The sequence below is a fragment of the Nitrobacter vulgaris genome, from assembly GCF_031453995.1.
GTDB lineage: Bacteria > Pseudomonadota > Alphaproteobacteria > Rhizobiales > Xanthobacteraceae > Nitrobacter > Nitrobacter vulgaris.
In genome coordinates, this window is the sequence record NZ_JAVDPZ010000007.1 from 115,140 (window position 1) to 130,057 (window position 14,918).

Here is a 14,918-nt window from a genome sequence, read left to right on the forward strand (position 1 = left end):
TTTGATTGTTGTGTAAGCAGCGCCGCGCGTGCGATGTGCGCGCGGCCAGACACGCGTCATCGCCCCTGTTGTTTATCGGCGCGGGGACGCCGTCGTGTTAATTCTCAAGTTCGCGCCATCGAAGACACGCGCTTGAGGTGTTCCTCATTCGCGCCATCGAAGAAGAGGGCGCGCGGAACGCCGGGTGCCCGATGCACCCGCGGCCTCGTGTGCGAAAGTGAAAAGCACACGAGCGTAGTCACCACGGTCACACCGGCTTCATCCGGCGTTCCGCGCGCGACGGTTTTTTCGGCTTGCTTCGCATGTCCCCCGGTGGGAGATCCTTTGTTACCCACCGTTGTCGTGGACGGGCTGGCTCCGCCTCATCGTAGAGAAGGCGTTGCGTTGCCGTGCCATGCTATGGCGTGAGGCATCACGCCGGGAGCACGCGACTTGGGCCGACGCGCGAAGCGATGTCAGTGAGGCGCATCTCCGCCCCGGCCGCATCGCACAGCGTGGTCGTCAACCGAAGGTCCGGTCTTCTCAGCGCGGCTTCCGAAGTTCAAACGCCCCTCAGTGAGGAAAGCGTTCTTGCTCTGGGCTCGCGCTCTCAAGACCTTATGCCTCCGGTCCGACGCTGCCGCGTCCACCGCATCCCGCCCCGCGTATCGTGACGATCGCGAGCCGCCCCTCTTAAGTGGGACGGGACGAATAGGAATATAATCTTATAGTCCAAGTTTGTCAATAGCTCTGGATCCTTGCTTTTGGAGTCTTGACTTTCGTAAGAGAAGTACAAAGCTTTGTACATACCGATTTTGTGTACTCACCATGTACTATTTGGAGAATTTTTATGACGAGAGAGGGATTGAAAGAGATAGAGAAGTTTCTCAAGAATCCGCCGCAAACCAGCCGGATCATTACAATCGATCCTGCATCGGCGGAAATCTTGTTAGAAGAACGCAATGAGGGAAATAGACCGCCCAAACCGAATAAGGTGCAGCAATTTGCATCCGATATGTCGGGAAAACGCTGGGGGGTGACAGGCGACACCATAAAGTTTGCGCCGGACGGTCGTTTGCTAGATGGACAAAATCGATTAGCTGCATGTGTAAGGGCGAATAAGTCATTCACAACGCACGTCGTCTTTAATATCGATTCTTCACTTTTCGGCAGGATGGACATAGGGAAGCCCCGCAATCCAGCGGACGTGCTCCATATAGCAGGCTACAAATACGCTTCTACCTTAGCTGCAGCAGTTCGCTGGGCGTACCTGCTAGATACCAATCCGTACAATCGCGAAACTCTGCGTCCAGAATTTGTGCTAGATTTGGTTCGCGATAGATATCCCGACATTGAACCCTTTTTGAAAGAGGGAAGAACCGTCAATCAGCAGTACGCTCATCCTGCGGGTCAGATAGCGGCCCTTATTTACAAGTTTGCAAAGAGCGACACGACAAAGGCTCATGATTTTGTGAGAGCGTGGTTGAGTGGTCAGCGGAACGGAAAATATCAAATCATTGACACCATGCAGGCCCTTCTTCATTCGCAGAAGGCAAACAACAATGGTCGTATACACGAGCTGACTCGCGCTGCGGTTATCGTCAAGGCATGGAACATATTCAAGGCCGGCCAAAAGGGTTCGCTTGCGCAATTGCAGTCAGCGATCACTAAACCTATCGAAACAATCGAATAGAGGTGGCCGATGTCTGAGCTTAACGGCGGTCTCCAGTTTGGAGGGCCTCACCTCACGCGCTTGCGAAACGATCAAACAGATCAAATCGCAAGGGTGACAGAATTACGTAGAGAAGCTGAATCTATCAAAGCGATAGTTTCGCGCGGCTACTATGGTAATGAAGCCAAGCGATTCTGGGCCATTGCAAAGAACGCGTCCTTTGTTCTTGATATTGCCAACCCCGAGTTAGCCCAAAGAGCGGGACTTGGCTCTAGCTTTTTCACTACCGTCGTTCGCGACAAACGCAATCCAAAATTACAGAATTTTCTCGCAGCGCTTGGTGTGATTGTCGAGCTTTCAAATGACAGATTGCGCGATGTGGATGCTGCAACAGATTTTGGGAAGGGCCTGAGATCTTTAATATCCGATCCTATTTCAAGCCTATCCAGAGATCATGTCGAAATCTCTCAGCTAGCAGTATCGCTAGCACGGATGGCCCGTGACGAAATTGTGCGAATTGCAGCAGAGCCTGCGAACCATCCGGACACTATTGCGAGACAAAAGAAAGAGGTGGAGCTTCTTGAGATTTTTGCGGAAGGGTTTGATCGGATTGCTAACCTATTATCGCAGTATTCGAAGCACCCGCATGACGGTCAACTTCTAGCCAATGCGGAGAATGCAGTTGTCATAGTTGGGAAGCAGCTGAATGGTTGGCTGCAAAGCAATGCCTCCGAGATTGCGGACTGGGCAATTCGGTTGCCAGTTCTCGTTGGCGGTGTTGCTGCCCTAGGGTGGGCGGGAGCAAACATGGTGGTGGGAACGACAGCCGTGGCGGCACTTGTTGGCGGCAAAAAAGTCGTTGAGGCAATTGGTGCTGTAAGGAAAGCTAGGTAATTCAACCCCGGCATTGCTGCTGGGGTTTTGCATTTTCGTATTCGCGTTGAGCGAGATTCCGGGTCTGCGGAGCGGCATGGGCGATGCAAGAGCATCGCCTGAGAATGCCGTACCGCGCCCGGAATGACGGACCTCCTCAGAAATCCATGCCCCCGCCCAGCATCGTAGGGGCAGGGTATTCTTCTTCGGCAGTTTGGCGACCATCCTTTTGATGGTGAAGAGCAGGCCACGGAGGCGTGGATGGCCCGAACAACACGTTGGGCATGTTTGATCGGTTTTGCCGGTGCGTGGGCTGAACCCGTGACGCCCGTCGGCGGACTCATATGAGACACTGTTAGCCAAGGGAAACCGAAACGAACGTCATGCCATACATCCTGTTCATCGCCGTGGTCGGCATCCTGCTGCTTTACGTCAGCGACGCGATTCCGCTGTCGAGTGTCGGCGGGCCGATGGTGATCGCGCTGGCTGTCTTTGTTGCGGCGCTGGCCGTCGCGATCCACGAGGCATGGACGAAAAGGCGGGGCGCGCTCGGCTGGATCGTCAATATCATTTCCTCATTTCTCGGGACGTTTGTGGCTGCCCAGGTTGGCGGCATGATAATGGTCATGATCCTCAGCCCGTTTATGGATGGGTCGTCGCTCGCGGCTTTGGGAGGGGCCGTGATGGCTATCTCGCTGGCCGGTACCATGGCCGCCGCGGTGCTGGGATCGTGGGGTGCGTTGGCGATTGTGAACCGCTGGCGGTAAGCGTCACACCTCGCGCGCGTATAAAAAAGTCGGGCCAGACAAATTCGCGGGTTTGTACCGCAAACAAAAACCCCGGCATCGCTGCCGGGGTTTTGCATTTCGTAACTGACTGAGAAGCGTGGATCGGAAATCCATGCCGCCACTGAAAGCCGGGCTTGCCCGGCTTTCAGCATATATAATTCAGGGGCGGCGATTTCTGACGCTGTGCGTCAGAAATCCATGCCGCCCATGCCGCCGCCGCCGCCCGGCATCGCCGGGGCAGCGGTGTTCTTCTTCGGCAGCTCGGCGACCATCGCCTCCGTGGTGATCAGCAGCGCCGCGACCGAAGCCGCGTTCTGGATCGCAGTGCGAACGACCTTGGTCGGGTCGATGATGCCCTTGGAGATCAGGTTGCCGTATTCGCCGGTCTGCGAGTCGAAGCCGTGCGAATACTGCTCCTTCTCGAGGATCTTGCCGACGATGACGCTACCGTCTTCGCCTGCGTTGATCGCGATCTGGCGGGCCGGCGCGGACAACGCCTTGCGCACGATCTCGACGCCGGTCTTCTGGTCGTCGTTCTGAGTCTTGATGCGCTTGAGCTGCTCGGAAGCACGGAGCAGGGCGACGCCGCCGCCCGGTACGATGCCTTCCTCGACGGCCGCGCGGGTCGCATGCATCGCGTCATCCACGCGATCCTTGCGCTCCTTCACCTCGACCTCGGTCGCGCCGCCGACGCGGATCACCGCGACGCCGCCGGCGAGTTTGGCCAGACGCTCCTGCAGCTTCTCGCGGTCGTAGTCCGAGGTGGTCTCCTCGATCTGCGCCTTGATCTGCGCCACGCGCGCCTCAATGTCAGCCTTCTTGCCGGAGCCGTTGACGATCGTGGTGTTTTCCTTGTCGATCATCACCTTCTTGGCGCGGCCGAGCATCTGCAGCGTGACGTTCTCGAGCTTGATGCCGAGATCTTCGCTGATCGCCTGACCGCCGGTCAGAATGGCGATGTCCTGCAGCATGGCCTTGCGGCGGTCGCCGAAGCCCGGAGCCTTGACGGCCGCGACCTTGAGGCCGCCGCGCAGGCGGTTGACCACCAGCGTCGCAAGCGCTTCGCCTTCGACGTCTTCGGCGACGATCACCAGCGGCTTGCCGGTCTGCACCACGGCCTCGAGCAGCGGCAGCAGCTCGTTCAGCGAGGAGAGCTTCTTCTCGTTGATAAGGATGTAGGCGTCGTCCATCTCAACGCGCATCTTTTCGGCATTGGTGACGAAGTAGGGGGAGATGTAGCCGCGGTCGAACTGCATGCCCTCGACGACGTCGAGTTCGGTCTCGAGCGACTTGGCTTCTTCAACCGTGATGACGCCCTCGTTGCCGACCTTCTTCATGGCGTCGGCGAGGAATTTGCCGATTTCGGAATCGCCGTTGGCCGAGATGGTGCCGACCTGGGCGATTTCTTCGTTCGAGGTGACCTTCTTGGAATTCCGGACGAGGTCAGCGACCACGGCGTCGACGGCCAGATCAATGCCGCGCTTCAGGTCCATCGGGTTCATGCCGGCGGCGACCGACTTGGCGCCTTCCCTCACGATCGCCTGGGCCAGAACCGTCGCGGTGGTGGTGCCGTCACCGGCCGCGTCAGCAGACTTGGAGGCGACTTCGCGCACCATCTGCGCGCCCATGTTCTCGAACTTGTCGTCAAGCTCGATTTCCTTGGCGACGGTGACGCCGTCCTTGGTGATGCGGGGCGCGCCAAATGACTTTTCGAGCACCACGTTGCGGCCCTTCGGACCGAGTGTCACCTTCACCGCGTTGGCGAGAATGTCCACGCCGCGCAGCATCTTGTCGCGAGCTTCGACGCCGAATTTGACATCTTTGGCTGACATATTGGATATTTCCTTTGAATGATTTTGAAGGGGATGGCGCTCAGGCGGCCTTTTTCTTGGCAGGCGCGGCGTCGGTGAGGACGCCCATGATGTCGGACTCCTTCATGATGAGAAGATCCTGGCCGTCGATCTTCACCTCGGTGCCGGACCACTTGCCGAACAGCACCTTGTCGCCGACCTTGAGATCGATGGGGATCAGCTTGCCGGACTCGTCGCGGCCGCCGGGGCCGACGGCTACGACCTCGCCCTGCGAGGGCTTTTCCTTGGCCGTGTCGGGAATGATAATGCCGCCTGCGGTCTTCTCTTCAGCGTCGATGCGCTTGACCACGACGCGGTCGTGAAGCGGACGGAATTTCATGCAGTCCTCCTAAGATATTGAAAATTTGGGATGTTCTGAGTTTTAGCAGTCAACACAAGCGAGTGCTAGCTAACCGGACAGGACATAAGCCCGGTGCAGGATGTGGGCAAGGGTCCGAGACGTATTTTTTAAGCAATCAAAGATGGAGACTGCCAGCGCCTGGTCGTCAATTTAACCCACCGTGCAGAGCATTGTTAGCAGATGCAGTAAGCTGCTGCTAGAACTTGGTTAATTGCTGGTTTCTTTATTTTTTTCATTTGTGATTCCGGCTTCGTATGTCACATTTTCCAGATGATCCGCGCATCAAAACCAGTCCAGACCGCGGATTACGGAGGAATGGAGCGTTATCGGGGAACCGGCCCGTCACTTCGCCGATAGCGCAGCCTTCAAGGAGGTTGAGATGGTCACGAAGCATGACGTGCAGTCCCGCGGCGTTTCGGATGATTTTCGTAAGCAAGTGCTCGGCTATGGCCTGACGACGGCCGAGATCCTGTACCGCCGCCCCGATCGCCAGTGGTTATTGCAGAGCTACGTCTGGCAGAATTACGACATGTTTCCGAAATTTCCGGTGCTGTGCGACTTCCTCGCTTTTTGGGAGAAGCAACTCGATGGACCGCTGGTTTTGGTGACGGTCGCGCATTCGAGGCTGATCAAGCCTGCTGAATTGCGCGCGGTGGATGGCGTGTTCTGTCTGCATTGAGGGCCTTGACGATGGAGCGCTGCGGCCTCTGTTGTTGCGCAGTCAAGGCGCACGTCTTGACGCTGGCGCGGCTGCGCGTCATGTGATGATCCCGAATGCGCGCCGTACGCTCCCGCAATGATGCGGCGGGTTCGCCATGAAGCGGCAGGTTCCGGGCGAGGGACAAGTACCTGCTGACGGCGAGGAGAGGTGATGGGTGATATTGTCACCGCGGGCGTTTTAGTGATCGGAGACGAAATCCTGTCCGGCCGGACGAAGGACAAGAACATCGGATTCATTGCGGAATACCTGACCAATATCGGAATTGACCTCAAGGAGGTACGCATCGTTGCCGACAATGAGTCCGATATCGTCGCGGCGTTGAATGCGCTTCGCGCGCGTTACACCTACGTCTTCACGACCGGTGGCATCGGCCCCACGCATGACGACATCACCGCCGACAGTATCGCGAAAGCCTTGGACGTTAGCATCGATTATCATCCCGAGGTGGTGGCGCGTTTCAAGGAGCGTTACCAGAAGCCCGGCGAGTTGAATGAGGCGCGGCTGCGGATGGCGCGGCTTCCCCGGGGGTCCGAACCGATTCAGAGCGCAACCATTCTGGCGCCCGGTTTCAGGATCGGCAACGTCATTGTCATGGCGGGAGTGCCATCGATCATGCAAGCGATGATGGATATCGTCGCGCCGTCGCTTCAGGTGGGCGAGCGGATGCTGTCGGAATCGGTGCGCGGCAATTGCCGGGAAGGTGACATCGGCACGCCGCTGCGCGAGATCGCCGAGGCGCACCCGGACACCACCATCGGCAGTTATCCCTTCCTCGACGAAAACGGCAAGCCGAACACGAGCCTTGTGGTGCGATCCCGCGATCAGGCCAAGCTGACGGCGGCAATGGACGCAATCAGAACGATGCTGACGGCACTCAAAGTGCCTCAGTAAATGACCCATCGGTTTGGCCTCTCGCACTCAGACCAAAAATTCTGGATATGATGAGCGAGATTTCTGCTCTTGCAAAAAGACTTGTGACGGAAACCAACAAGTGACTGCTAACAAAACGCCCAACAAGGCTTTTCCGGTGTCCTGGGACCAGTTTCATCGTGACTGCCGCGCGCTGACCTGGCGGCTGAACGAGACAGGACCCTTCCATGCAGTGGTCGCGATCACCCGCGGTGGTCTCGTCCCGGCAGCGATCGTGGCGCGCGAACTCGGCGTCCGCGTGATCGACACGGTGTGTGTCACAAGCTACGACCATATCCGCAAAGGCGAACTGAAAGTGCTGAAAGGCATCTCAGATGCGACCGCGAAACTCGGCGGCGGCACCGGCAAGGATCTTCTGATTGTCGACGATCTTGTCGATACCGGCGCTACAGCGCGAGTCGTGCGGAGCATGATTCCGGACGCACATTTCGCTACCGTCTACGCCAAGCCCCTCGGCAAACCGTTGGTTGACACGTTTATCACCGAGGTTTCGCAGGACACCTGGATTTATTTCCCGTGGGATCTCGACCTTGCCTTCGCCCCGCCGTTGCGTGACGGCGCAGCATAGAATTCTTCATCGTTCTCGCCGGCAACAGGTCAAGAAAACTCACGTCATGGTTCGAAAGGTTCATGCATCCTTTGCAAAACCGTGTCATGCCTTCAGGCGACATTGTCGCGGTGTCGCAGCGCGGCGCCTTCACCGGCAACCGTGGAATCATTCACGATCCGGCGACTCGGACGCTGCTGAAGCGGCGCTGGACCACCAAGGCGTGGATCGTCTGTGTCTGCGAGTTTCGTGGCCGCCGCCGTGATGTGATGGCGACGCGAAGCTGGACCGAGTTGTTCTTTCTCGATGAGGCGACAGCGTTCGCGGCAGGACATCGCCCGTGCTTCCATTGCCGGCGCGCGGATGCAAATGCGTTTCGTGCCGCGTGGAAACGAGGCAATCGCGCCCGCGATGCGTCAGCGCCTTCAATAGACGCAGTTCTTCACATGGAACGGCTCGACGGCCGCACGAAGCGACTGCATTCGCTTTCGATGCCGCTCAACGAATTGCCGGACGGAGCGATGGTGCGCGCGGGTGAACAAAATTATTTGATTGTGGGTGCACGACCGTTGCTGTGGAGCTTTGATGGCTATTGCGAGGCGAGCTTGCCGCTTGCAGGCCCCCGGTTGATCACGCCACCATCCACCATGCGCGCATTGCAGGCCGGCTATCGTGTGAAGCTGCATGAAAGTGTGACGATTCAATCCCATTGATCAATGTTGTGACATCGTGTCCGCCTTCACGTTGATCTTGAGCCATAGTTGACAAGACAGGGATGGTCGGGCCAAGCCGTGGCACGAAAATAAAGGAAGCAGTCCATGATCGAATTCTTCTTCGATTGCTCCAGTCCCTGGACCTATCTCGCTTTCCACAACATCCAGCCGCTGGCAAAGGAGTTCGGTGAGCAGATTTCGTGGCGGCCGGTTTTGGTCGGCGGAATATTCAATGCCATCAACCCGAGCGTCTATGCCTCGCGGGAAAATCCGGTGGCGGCGAAGGTTCGCTACATGAAGAAAGATCTCGCGGATTGGGCGCGGTTGGCGGGACTTGCGATCAAGATACCGCCGACTGTGTTCCCCGTAAACAGCATCAAAGCCATGCGCGGCTGTCTCTGGCTTGGCAACGACGCGATGGTGCCGTTCGCCAGATCGGTGTTTGAAGCCTATTGGCGCGATGACAAGGACATTTCGCGTGAGCCGGTTCTGGCCGAGATTTGCAGGTCCCTCGACATCGATCCTGAAAAGCTTCTGACCGGCATTGGAGATGAAGGCATCAAGAACGAACTCAAGGCTAATACCGACGAGGCGATCACGCGTGGCGCGTTCGGATCGCCGACGATCTTTCTTAGCAAGACCGATATGTATTTCGGCAACGACCGCCTGCCGCTTGTCCGCGAGGCGCTGCAACGAAAGAGCGCTGCGTAACACCCGCGACGCTTTTTTGTTATTTTTGCTTCTCCGTTGGAGCGAGAAACGTGCGAGCGCGCGTAACCAGTCGAATCTGCTCGGAGTTGTTAATTCGCATCGCTGCGACCAACTCGATCACCTTCTCGGCCTCCTTCAGCCTGGTTTCGGCGGCGATGCGACGCCTTCCTTCGTGGCCAAGTTGCTCGCCGATAGATCGGTGAGATTGATCCAATGCATCCCATTCCGCTTTGGCATTGCTCAGTGCCTGGATCTGGGCTTCGATGAGGTCGGCAGCTGCTTCACAAGCTTTTGCGGCATCCTTCACGACGACGCCGTGCCAAAGCTCGGTGAGGTTGCTCTGGTAGCCGTCCTTGAGCATCTCGGCGTCTTGCCGCAACCGCTCCACCAGGTTGGTCACATCGTCGGTTGGGATCATGGGTTCGTCTCCTGCCTCATTTCATCACCGAGTGAACGCATTTGCAGAACGCGCGAGCTGTTTTGCAATACCGCCATTGCATTTCCCCACTAAGTGTTTGAAAAGAAAGCGCACAGGCATGGCGGAATCGGTAAACGCAAGGGACTCAAATCACTGCCCCCATGGCGAAACTGGTAGACGCAACAGACTTAAAATCTGTAGTCCCGTCAGGGACGTACCCGTTCGACTCGGGTTGGGGGCACCACTTCTTAGACCCGCGTTGGCTCTGCTGAAAGAAGGACGCCCGGTGAGGGGCAGGGGATCGATGGCTGGCGAAATTTTACTCTGCCCGTAAGCGCACCGGTGACAGCGAAAATCTGGAGATAGGACAGGTGACCGATTATCGAGTCTACATCCTCAACGACAAGGGCCACATCCAGAGCGACACGCTCATAGTGAAAGCGGATGACGCTCAGGCGATCGAAGCTGCAAAGAAAATAGTGGGCGTTCGTCACGTGGAAATATGGGACGGGGAGCGCTTGGTCGGGCGTTTCAAAACGACGCCTGATAGTTAGTCCGCGGCCCTAATCAGGCCGCTCTGTTGCTTAGGATAAGCTCGCATGACCCAGCATCAGCGTCATATCGTTACGCCGATCGATCCGGTGAAGCTGGATCGTCTCGCGGAAGTCGCGGTCAAGGTCGGCCTGCAACTTGCGCCGGGACAGGATCTTTTAATCACCGCGCCCGCGGTGGCGCTGCCTCTGGTGCGGCGGATCGCCGAACATGCCTACAAGGCAGGGGCGGGGCTGGTGACGCCATTTTTCTCCGATGACGACATCACGTTGTCACGCTACAGGTTCGGGCCGGACGCGAGTTTCGATCGTGCCGCCAGCTGGCTCTATGAGGGCATGGCGAAAGCATTCGCGGCCAACACCGCGCGGCTCGCCGTGGTCGGCGACAATCCGATGCTGCTGTCGGGTGAGGATGCAGCGAAAGTCGCCCGCGCCAACAAGGCGAATTCCATGGCCTACCAGCCGGCGCTTGAGAAGATTGTCGGTTTTGACATCAACTGGAATATCGTCGCTTATCCGGGTACAGCGTGGGCAAGATTGATGTTTCCGGATGACAGCGTAGACGGCGCGGTGGCGAAACTTGCGGACGCGATTTTCTCCGCCTCGCGCGTCGACAACGATGATCCGATCGCGAACTGGACCGCACACAACGCGGCCCTGCGCCAGCGCACAGATTGGCTCAATAGCCAGCGCTTTCATGCTCTGCATTACTCCGGGCCAGGCACCGACCTCACGGTTGGCCTGGCCGACGGCCATGAATGGGTGGGCGGCGCTTCCGCGGCCAATAATGGCATCGTTTTCAACGCGAATATCCCGACCGAGGAGGTTTTTACCACGCCTCATGCATTGCGGGTCGAGGGGCACGTCCGAAGCACTAAGCCGCTGTCGTATCAAGGCACATTGATAGACGAGATCGCCGTCCGCTTCGAGCAGGGTCGCATCGTCGAGGCCAAGGCGTCGCGCGGCGCCGACGTGCTCAACAAGGTGCTGGATACGGATGAGGGCGCGCGGCGGCTCGGAGAGGTCGCGTTGGTGCCGCATTCCTCGCCGATTTCGAAAAGCGGCTTGTTATTCTATAACACATTGTTCGACGAGAACGCGGCGTGCCACATCGCACTCGGCCAATGCTATTCGAAGTGCTTCGTCGATGGCGAGAAGCTGTCGCCGGAGCAGATCGCGGCGCAAGGCGGCAACAAGAGCTTCATTCACATCGACTGGATGATCGGGTCAGGCGAGACCGATATTGATGGCATCAGCAGCGACGGCAGTCGTGTCCCAGTCTTTCGCAAGGGCGAGTGGGCGTGAACCGCCAACGCCTGATCGCACGAGCGGCCTCAATGGCGTCACGAGCCGGTGCTTTTTGGCAGTTCGGCGGGCGCTTGGCTCGGCTTGAATGGGGAACAATGCCCAACCGGATCGGCCGTCGTCGGCGGTTACCCGTGTTCATTACTGTGCTGATCATGGGCGGCGGTCTTGGCGGTTGCGCCAATCTCGGCGACGGTGCCGTCTCGGGCGCATTCGTCGATCCCGCGACGTATGATCTCTATGATTGCCCGCAGCTTGATGCGCAGCGCAAATCTCTGGCGGTGCGCACGGCAACGTTGCAGGGGTTGATCGAAAAGGCTCATACGGGTGTCGCGGGTGCCGCCGTTGCCGAAGTAGCGTATCGCAACGACTACATTACCACTCGTGCCTCGGCTAAACTTGCCGACGAAACGTGGCGACGGAACGGGTGTGACGCGGCTTCGACCGCGCAGCAGACGCCGGCGAGCGAGCCCCGCGTTGCACCGAGGCGCTCCGACGGCGCCGTTAAATGATCTCCGACGATCGGCCCAACGACGGACAGCGATGAGCCAGAGTCCGCTCGGTTCAGGGCTGCCAGCTATAGATCCACTCCTGACGCGCCAGCATACGCTGCGGTCCCATCGCCCTGATGGCAAGATCGCGCGCCAAAGCGGCGACACCTCGGAGATGGTAGATTCGCCCATTCAGTTGTGCGGTCTCTTGGACACGCGCAACGCGCGCGCGACGCAGCCTGGTATAACGCGCAAGTGCAGCCGCGACGCCCTCGGCGTTTTCGTTCGCGGCTTCGCCGAGACACTGCGCCAGAACCGCGGCATCCTCGATCGCCATACCCGCACCCTGTGCAACGAACGGCAGCATCGCATGGGCTGCATCGCCGAGCAGGGCGGTTGTATCGCGGTGCCACGCAGCCATCGGCGGAATTGTGAACAGCGCCCATTTGTGCCAGCGGTTCACGGCGTCGATCATCACGTGCGCCGGTTCAGGCCAGTGCGCTTGTGCGAACGTGCGTTTGATATCCGCACTATCTCCGGCAGCGTTCCCGCCGGGCTGATTCCAGCCGCCCGGCACGATTGCGATCAAGTTGATCTGGTCCCCGCCTGACATCGGATATGTCACGAGATGCGCATCCGGACCCATCCAGAGCTGTATGCGCGGCGCGGTCATGTCGTGCGGCAACTGTGCTGCCTCCACGGTCCCGCGCCACGCAATTAGGCCGGAAAACAGCGGAGCAGCGTCCGGAAAAAGCCGACTGCGCAAAGCGGACCACACGCCGTCGGCGCCTATAAGCGCCCACGCGGTCTCCTGAGCGCCAGCCGTATCGTCGCATACAGTTGCCTTGGCGCCGATAGCGAACGCGGCTGCGTCTTCAACCCTGGCGCCGAGACGCAATTCGATATCAGGATGGTCGTGAACCTGTTCCAGCAGCGCGGCCTGCAGGTCGGCGCGATGCATCACCCAATAGGGCGCGCCGGCGCGCAACGCGGCTGTCTCGCCAAGCGGGATACGGCAGATCTCGCCGCCGTGCCGCGCACTCATGATGCTGACAGCTTCTGGCGCGAGCGCGCGGGCGGATAGCCGCGCATGCAAGCCGAGTTCGATCAGGACGCGGGTTGCGTTCGGCGAAAGTTGCAGCCCCGCGCCGACCCCTTCGAGGCGTTCAGCGGTTTCGATGATAAGGACACGACAACCCTTCGCCGCCAGCGCAAGCGATGCCGTCAAGCCTCCGATTCCGGCGCCGGCGACAACGACGGTGCGTGACCGTGACCGTGTCACAGGCGGATCAGGCCGCCTTGTCCCTTACCACGCACTCTGGGGGACGGGACTGTCCGGCGCCGAGATCGGCCGCGAAACGGTACAGTGTCGAGCAATACGGGCAGATGACTTCGCTATCGTTGCCGAGATCAAGAAAGACGTGCGGATGATCGAATGGTGGATTGGCCCCGACGCACATGAATTCCTGCGAGCCGATTTCAATAACGGCGACGCCGGAATCGTTATGGAAGTGGGGGACTACGTGATCAGACATGCTTTCCACCTCAAGTCGTTGCGAGACATTGACGCGCCCATAACGCAACGAGATCGCGCGGCACCATACTGGCCGGCGCTTCGAATTCCTAGAGCATTTTCGCTTTTGATTGAATCAGAAGCTAAGCTCTAGATTGTTGTTTTGACGCGTTTTCTTCACGCGGACCGTGATCCATGTCGCTCGAAAACAGCGCTCGCCGGAAACAGATTTGCAAATTTTGGCAGTCCGTTATCCATGCAAATTCGACATATTCCTGTCGTTTGAGAGAAGTCCTTTTTTGATCGGAAAAGCTGTGCTTGAAAGGCGGCATGCGACGGCAAATTGGCAGCGCGATAACGGCAGCCGCGGTGTGTGCAACAGCGTTCGCTGTGTTGTTGCCACGCGCCACGGATGCCGGCGCCATGCTGATCGCGCAGGATGACCCCGTGCAGCTTGCCGATCTTCAGCTGGAATCCGCACTTCGAAACGATCCTGCGCTGATCGGGCGGAACGTCGAGGCGGCGCTAGCGGCGCAGGATCCAGATCTTGCAAACAGCTTCGTCGATCTTGCGGCGGCCAAGGGAATGCCGATCCCGGACAAACTGTCTCAACGCGTCACCAAGGCCGTCGGAGAAGAAAATTCCAGCCAAGGTATCGCAACGAGATTCTTCTCTGGGCTTGTCACAGGCAATGCCGTCGACGGGGCCAGTCTTTCGGGCACGCTCACCGGCGACCTTTGCGTATTTGGTGATGTCCGGGACATCGTGCGGGAGGGCAGGCATCTGGCGATGGGCGAGGATGCCGACCGGCTGCTGCTGGGGCTCGCCGCGGCAGGCGTCGTCGTGACGGGGGCCACCTTCGTGACCGTTGGCGGCGCAGCACCGGCCCGAGTCGGACTGACGCTTGTTAAGGATGCCAGGAAGGCTGGGCGGCTCGGTGAAGGTCTGAGCCGATGGGCAGGTCGTTCGGCGCGCGAGATGGTCGACATGCGGCAACTGCAAAATGCGGTCGCTGCGGGGTCGCTGGCGCGGCCGCGTCAGACAGCCGTCGCGATCAGGGCCGCGATCCGCGCCGAGAAGGCCGGCGGACTGGTGCGGCTCGCCAAGGATGTTGGCCGCATCGGTGAAAAGACCGGGACGCGCGGCGCGCTCGACATGTTGCGGATCGCTCAAGGGCCAAAAGATGTCACCCGCGCTGTGCGGCTCGCCGAGGCCAAAGGCGGACAGACCCGCGCCATCATCAAGATTCTGGGCCGGAGTGCGCTGCTACTCACGACCGGCGCGTTCAATCTGGCGATGTGGGTGCTTAGCGCGGTGTTCGCGCTGTTTGGTTTTCTGTCATCGATCAAGGCCACGACCGAGCGCCTGACGCTCTCATGGCTGCAACGTTCAAAAATCAGGCGTCTGCGCCGGCTGTCCGCCGCGCCGTCGCCGACGTAAACGTCTCATCGATCGTTGCTAGCCATCCCGTCTCCATCCAGATCACGGAAGCGCT

At 58.9% G+C, this 14,918-nt stretch carries 17 protein-coding genes and 1 tRNA gene; 13 read left to right on the forward strand and 5 right to left on the reverse strand.

Features of this window, described 5'->3' with window-relative positions; translation table 11 throughout:
- The first annotated feature begins 844 nt into the window (after positions 1-844).
- From GGQ85_RS06450 to GGQ85_RS06460, 3 genes are all read left to right on the forward strand, one after another.
- Positions 845-1,672, forward strand: coding sequence for a hypothetical protein (locus tag GGQ85_RS06450; protein WP_309773841.1), 828 nt, complete (start codon positions 845-847; stop codon positions 1,670-1,672).
- 9 nt (positions 1,673-1,681) lie between these two features.
- A complete protein-coding gene (locus GGQ85_RS06455) occupies positions 1,682-2,545 on the forward strand; it encodes a hypothetical protein (RefSeq protein ID WP_309773842.1) in 864 nt (287 codons plus the stop codon).
- Between the two features lie 362 nt (positions 2,546-2,907).
- The gene (locus GGQ85_RS06460; RefSeq protein ID WP_309773843.1) at positions 2,908-3,291 is read left to right on the forward strand and encodes a hypothetical protein; all 384 of its coding nucleotides are present in this window, start codon (positions 2,908-2,910) and stop codon (positions 3,289-3,291) included.
- Positions 3,292-3,500: 209 nt separating this feature from the next.
- Here the strand turns inward: GGQ85_RS06460 and groL are convergent, their stop codons facing one another.
- A complete protein-coding gene (gene groL, locus GGQ85_RS06465) occupies positions 3,501-5,144 on the reverse strand; it encodes a chaperonin GroEL (protein ID WP_079447229.1) in 1,644 nt (547 codons plus the stop codon).
- A 40-nt stretch (positions 5,145-5,184) separates the two neighbouring features.
- Positions 5,185-5,502: a co-chaperone GroES gene (gene groES / locus GGQ85_RS06470; RefSeq protein ID WP_079447228.1), complete on the reverse strand. Its 318-nt coding sequence runs from the start codon at positions 5,500-5,502 to the stop codon at positions 5,185-5,187.
- 400 nt (positions 5,503-5,902) lie between these two features.
- Between groES and GGQ85_RS06475 the strand changes: the two genes are divergently transcribed.
- The 5 genes from GGQ85_RS06475 to GGQ85_RS06495 all read left to right on the forward strand — a co-directional run bounded on the left by GGQ85_RS06475 (position 5,903) and on the right by GGQ85_RS06495 (position 9,145).
- Entirely contained in the window at positions 5,903-6,202 is a 300-nt protein-coding gene (locus GGQ85_RS06475; protein WP_309773844.1) for an usg protein, read from the forward strand.
- 192 nt (positions 6,203-6,394) lie between these two features.
- The gene (locus tag GGQ85_RS06480) at positions 6,395-7,135 is read left to right on the forward strand and encodes a competence/damage-inducible protein A (RefSeq protein ID WP_309773845.1); all 741 of its coding nucleotides are present in this window, start codon (positions 6,395-6,397) and stop codon (positions 7,133-7,135) included.
- Between the two features lie 100 nt (positions 7,136-7,235).
- On the forward strand, positions 7,236-7,742 hold the full coding sequence (gene gpt / locus GGQ85_RS06485; RefSeq protein WP_079447225.1) for a xanthine phosphoribosyltransferase: 507 nt from the start codon (positions 7,236-7,238) through the stop codon (positions 7,740-7,742).
- A gap of 62 nt (positions 7,743-7,804) precedes the next feature.
- A complete protein-coding gene (locus tag GGQ85_RS06490) occupies positions 7,805-8,434 on the forward strand; it encodes a hypothetical protein (RefSeq protein WP_309773846.1) in 630 nt (209 codons plus the stop codon).
- Between the two features lie 105 nt (positions 8,435-8,539).
- Positions 8,540-9,145: a 2-hydroxychromene-2-carboxylate isomerase gene (locus GGQ85_RS06495; RefSeq protein ID WP_309773847.1), complete on the forward strand. Its 606-nt coding sequence runs from the start codon at positions 8,540-8,542 to the stop codon at positions 9,143-9,145.
- A 19-nt stretch (positions 9,146-9,164) separates the two neighbouring features.
- Here GGQ85_RS06495 and GGQ85_RS06500 read toward each other — a convergent pair whose 3' ends face one another.
- Positions 9,165-9,563 (reverse strand): hypothetical protein, encoded by a 399-nt coding sequence (locus GGQ85_RS06500; protein ID WP_309773848.1) that lies wholly within the window; start codon positions 9,561-9,563, stop codon positions 9,165-9,167.
- A gap of 155 nt (positions 9,564-9,718) precedes the next feature.
- Here GGQ85_RS06500 and GGQ85_RS06505 point away from each other — a divergent pair.
- The 4 genes from GGQ85_RS06505 (at position 9,719) to GGQ85_RS06520 (ending at position 11,931) form a co-directional block, all read left to right on the forward strand.
- Positions 9,719-9,807 (forward strand) — tRNA-Leu (locus GGQ85_RS06505).
- Between the two features lie 127 nt (positions 9,808-9,934).
- Positions 9,935-10,117 carry a hypothetical protein gene (locus GGQ85_RS06510; protein ID WP_079447182.1) on the forward strand — a complete coding sequence of 61 codons (183 nt, stop codon included), beginning with the start codon at positions 9,935-9,937 and terminating at the stop codon, positions 10,115-10,117.
- Between the two features lie 45 nt (positions 10,118-10,162).
- Positions 10,163-11,419 (forward strand): aminopeptidase, encoded by a 1,257-nt coding sequence (locus GGQ85_RS06515; protein ID WP_309773849.1) that lies wholly within the window; start codon positions 10,163-10,165, stop codon positions 11,417-11,419.
- Entirely contained in the window at positions 11,416-11,931 is a 516-nt protein-coding gene (locus GGQ85_RS06520; protein WP_309773850.1) for a twin-arginine translocation pathway signal, read from the forward strand. Before GGQ85_RS06515 ends, GGQ85_RS06520 begins: the two co-directional genes overlap by 4 nt.
- A gap of 52 nt (positions 11,932-11,983) precedes the next feature.
- Here the strand turns inward: GGQ85_RS06520 and GGQ85_RS06525 are convergent, their stop codons facing one another.
- Positions 11,984-13,192 carry an FAD-dependent monooxygenase gene (locus tag GGQ85_RS06525; RefSeq protein WP_309773851.1) on the reverse strand — a complete coding sequence of 403 codons (1,209 nt, stop codon included), beginning with the start codon at positions 13,190-13,192 and terminating at the stop codon, positions 11,984-11,986.
- A 7-nt stretch (positions 13,193-13,199) separates the two neighbouring features.
- A complete protein-coding gene (locus GGQ85_RS06530) occupies positions 13,200-13,445 on the reverse strand; it encodes a zinc-finger domain-containing protein (RefSeq protein WP_079447202.1) in 246 nt (81 codons plus the stop codon).
- Between the two features lie 308 nt (positions 13,446-13,753).
- On the opposite strand from GGQ85_RS06530, the gene GGQ85_RS06535 reads away from it, so the two are divergent.
- On the forward strand, positions 13,754-14,863 hold the full coding sequence (locus tag GGQ85_RS06535) for a hypothetical protein (protein WP_309773852.1): 1,110 nt from the start codon (positions 13,754-13,756) through the stop codon (positions 14,861-14,863).
- Positions 14,864-14,918: the final 55 nt, after the last annotated feature.

Coding starts and splice junctions, on each gene's coding strand:
- GGQ85_RS06455 (WP_309773842.1), top strand. CDS start 1,682: ATGTCTGAGCTTAACGGCGGTCTCCAGTTTGGAGGGCCTCACCTCACG.
- GGQ85_RS06460 (WP_309773843.1), top strand. CDS start 2,908: ATGCCATACATCCTGTTCATCGCCGTGGTCGGCATCCTGCTGCTTTAC.
- groL (WP_079447229.1), bottom strand. CDS start 5,144: ATGTCAGCCAAAGATGTCAAATTCGGCGTCGAAGCTCGCGACAAGATG.
- groES (WP_079447228.1), bottom strand. CDS start 5,502: ATGAAATTCCGTCCGCTTCACGACCGCGTCGTGGTCAAGCGCATCGAC.
- GGQ85_RS06475 (WP_309773844.1), top strand. CDS start 5,903: ATGGTCACGAAGCATGACGTGCAGTCCCGCGGCGTTTCGGATGATTTT.
- GGQ85_RS06480 (WP_309773845.1), top strand. CDS start 6,395: ATGGGTGATATTGTCACCGCGGGCGTTTTAGTGATCGGAGACGAAATC.
- GGQ85_RS06490 (WP_309773846.1), top strand. CDS start 7,805: ATGCATCCTTTGCAAAACCGTGTCATGCCTTCAGGCGACATTGTCGCG.
- GGQ85_RS06495 (WP_309773847.1), top strand. CDS start 8,540: ATGATCGAATTCTTCTTCGATTGCTCCAGTCCCTGGACCTATCTCGCT.
- GGQ85_RS06500 (WP_309773848.1), bottom strand. CDS start 9,563: ATGATCCCAACCGACGATGTGACCAACCTGGTGGAGCGGTTGCGGCAA.
- GGQ85_RS06515 (WP_309773849.1), top strand. CDS start 10,163: ATGACCCAGCATCAGCGTCATATCGTTACGCCGATCGATCCGGTGAAG.
- GGQ85_RS06530 (WP_079447202.1), bottom strand. CDS start 13,445: ATGTCTGATCACGTAGTCCCCCACTTCCATAACGATTCCGGCGTCGCC.
- GGQ85_RS06535 (WP_309773852.1), top strand. CDS start 13,754: ATGCGACGGCAAATTGGCAGCGCGATAACGGCAGCCGCGGTGTGTGCA.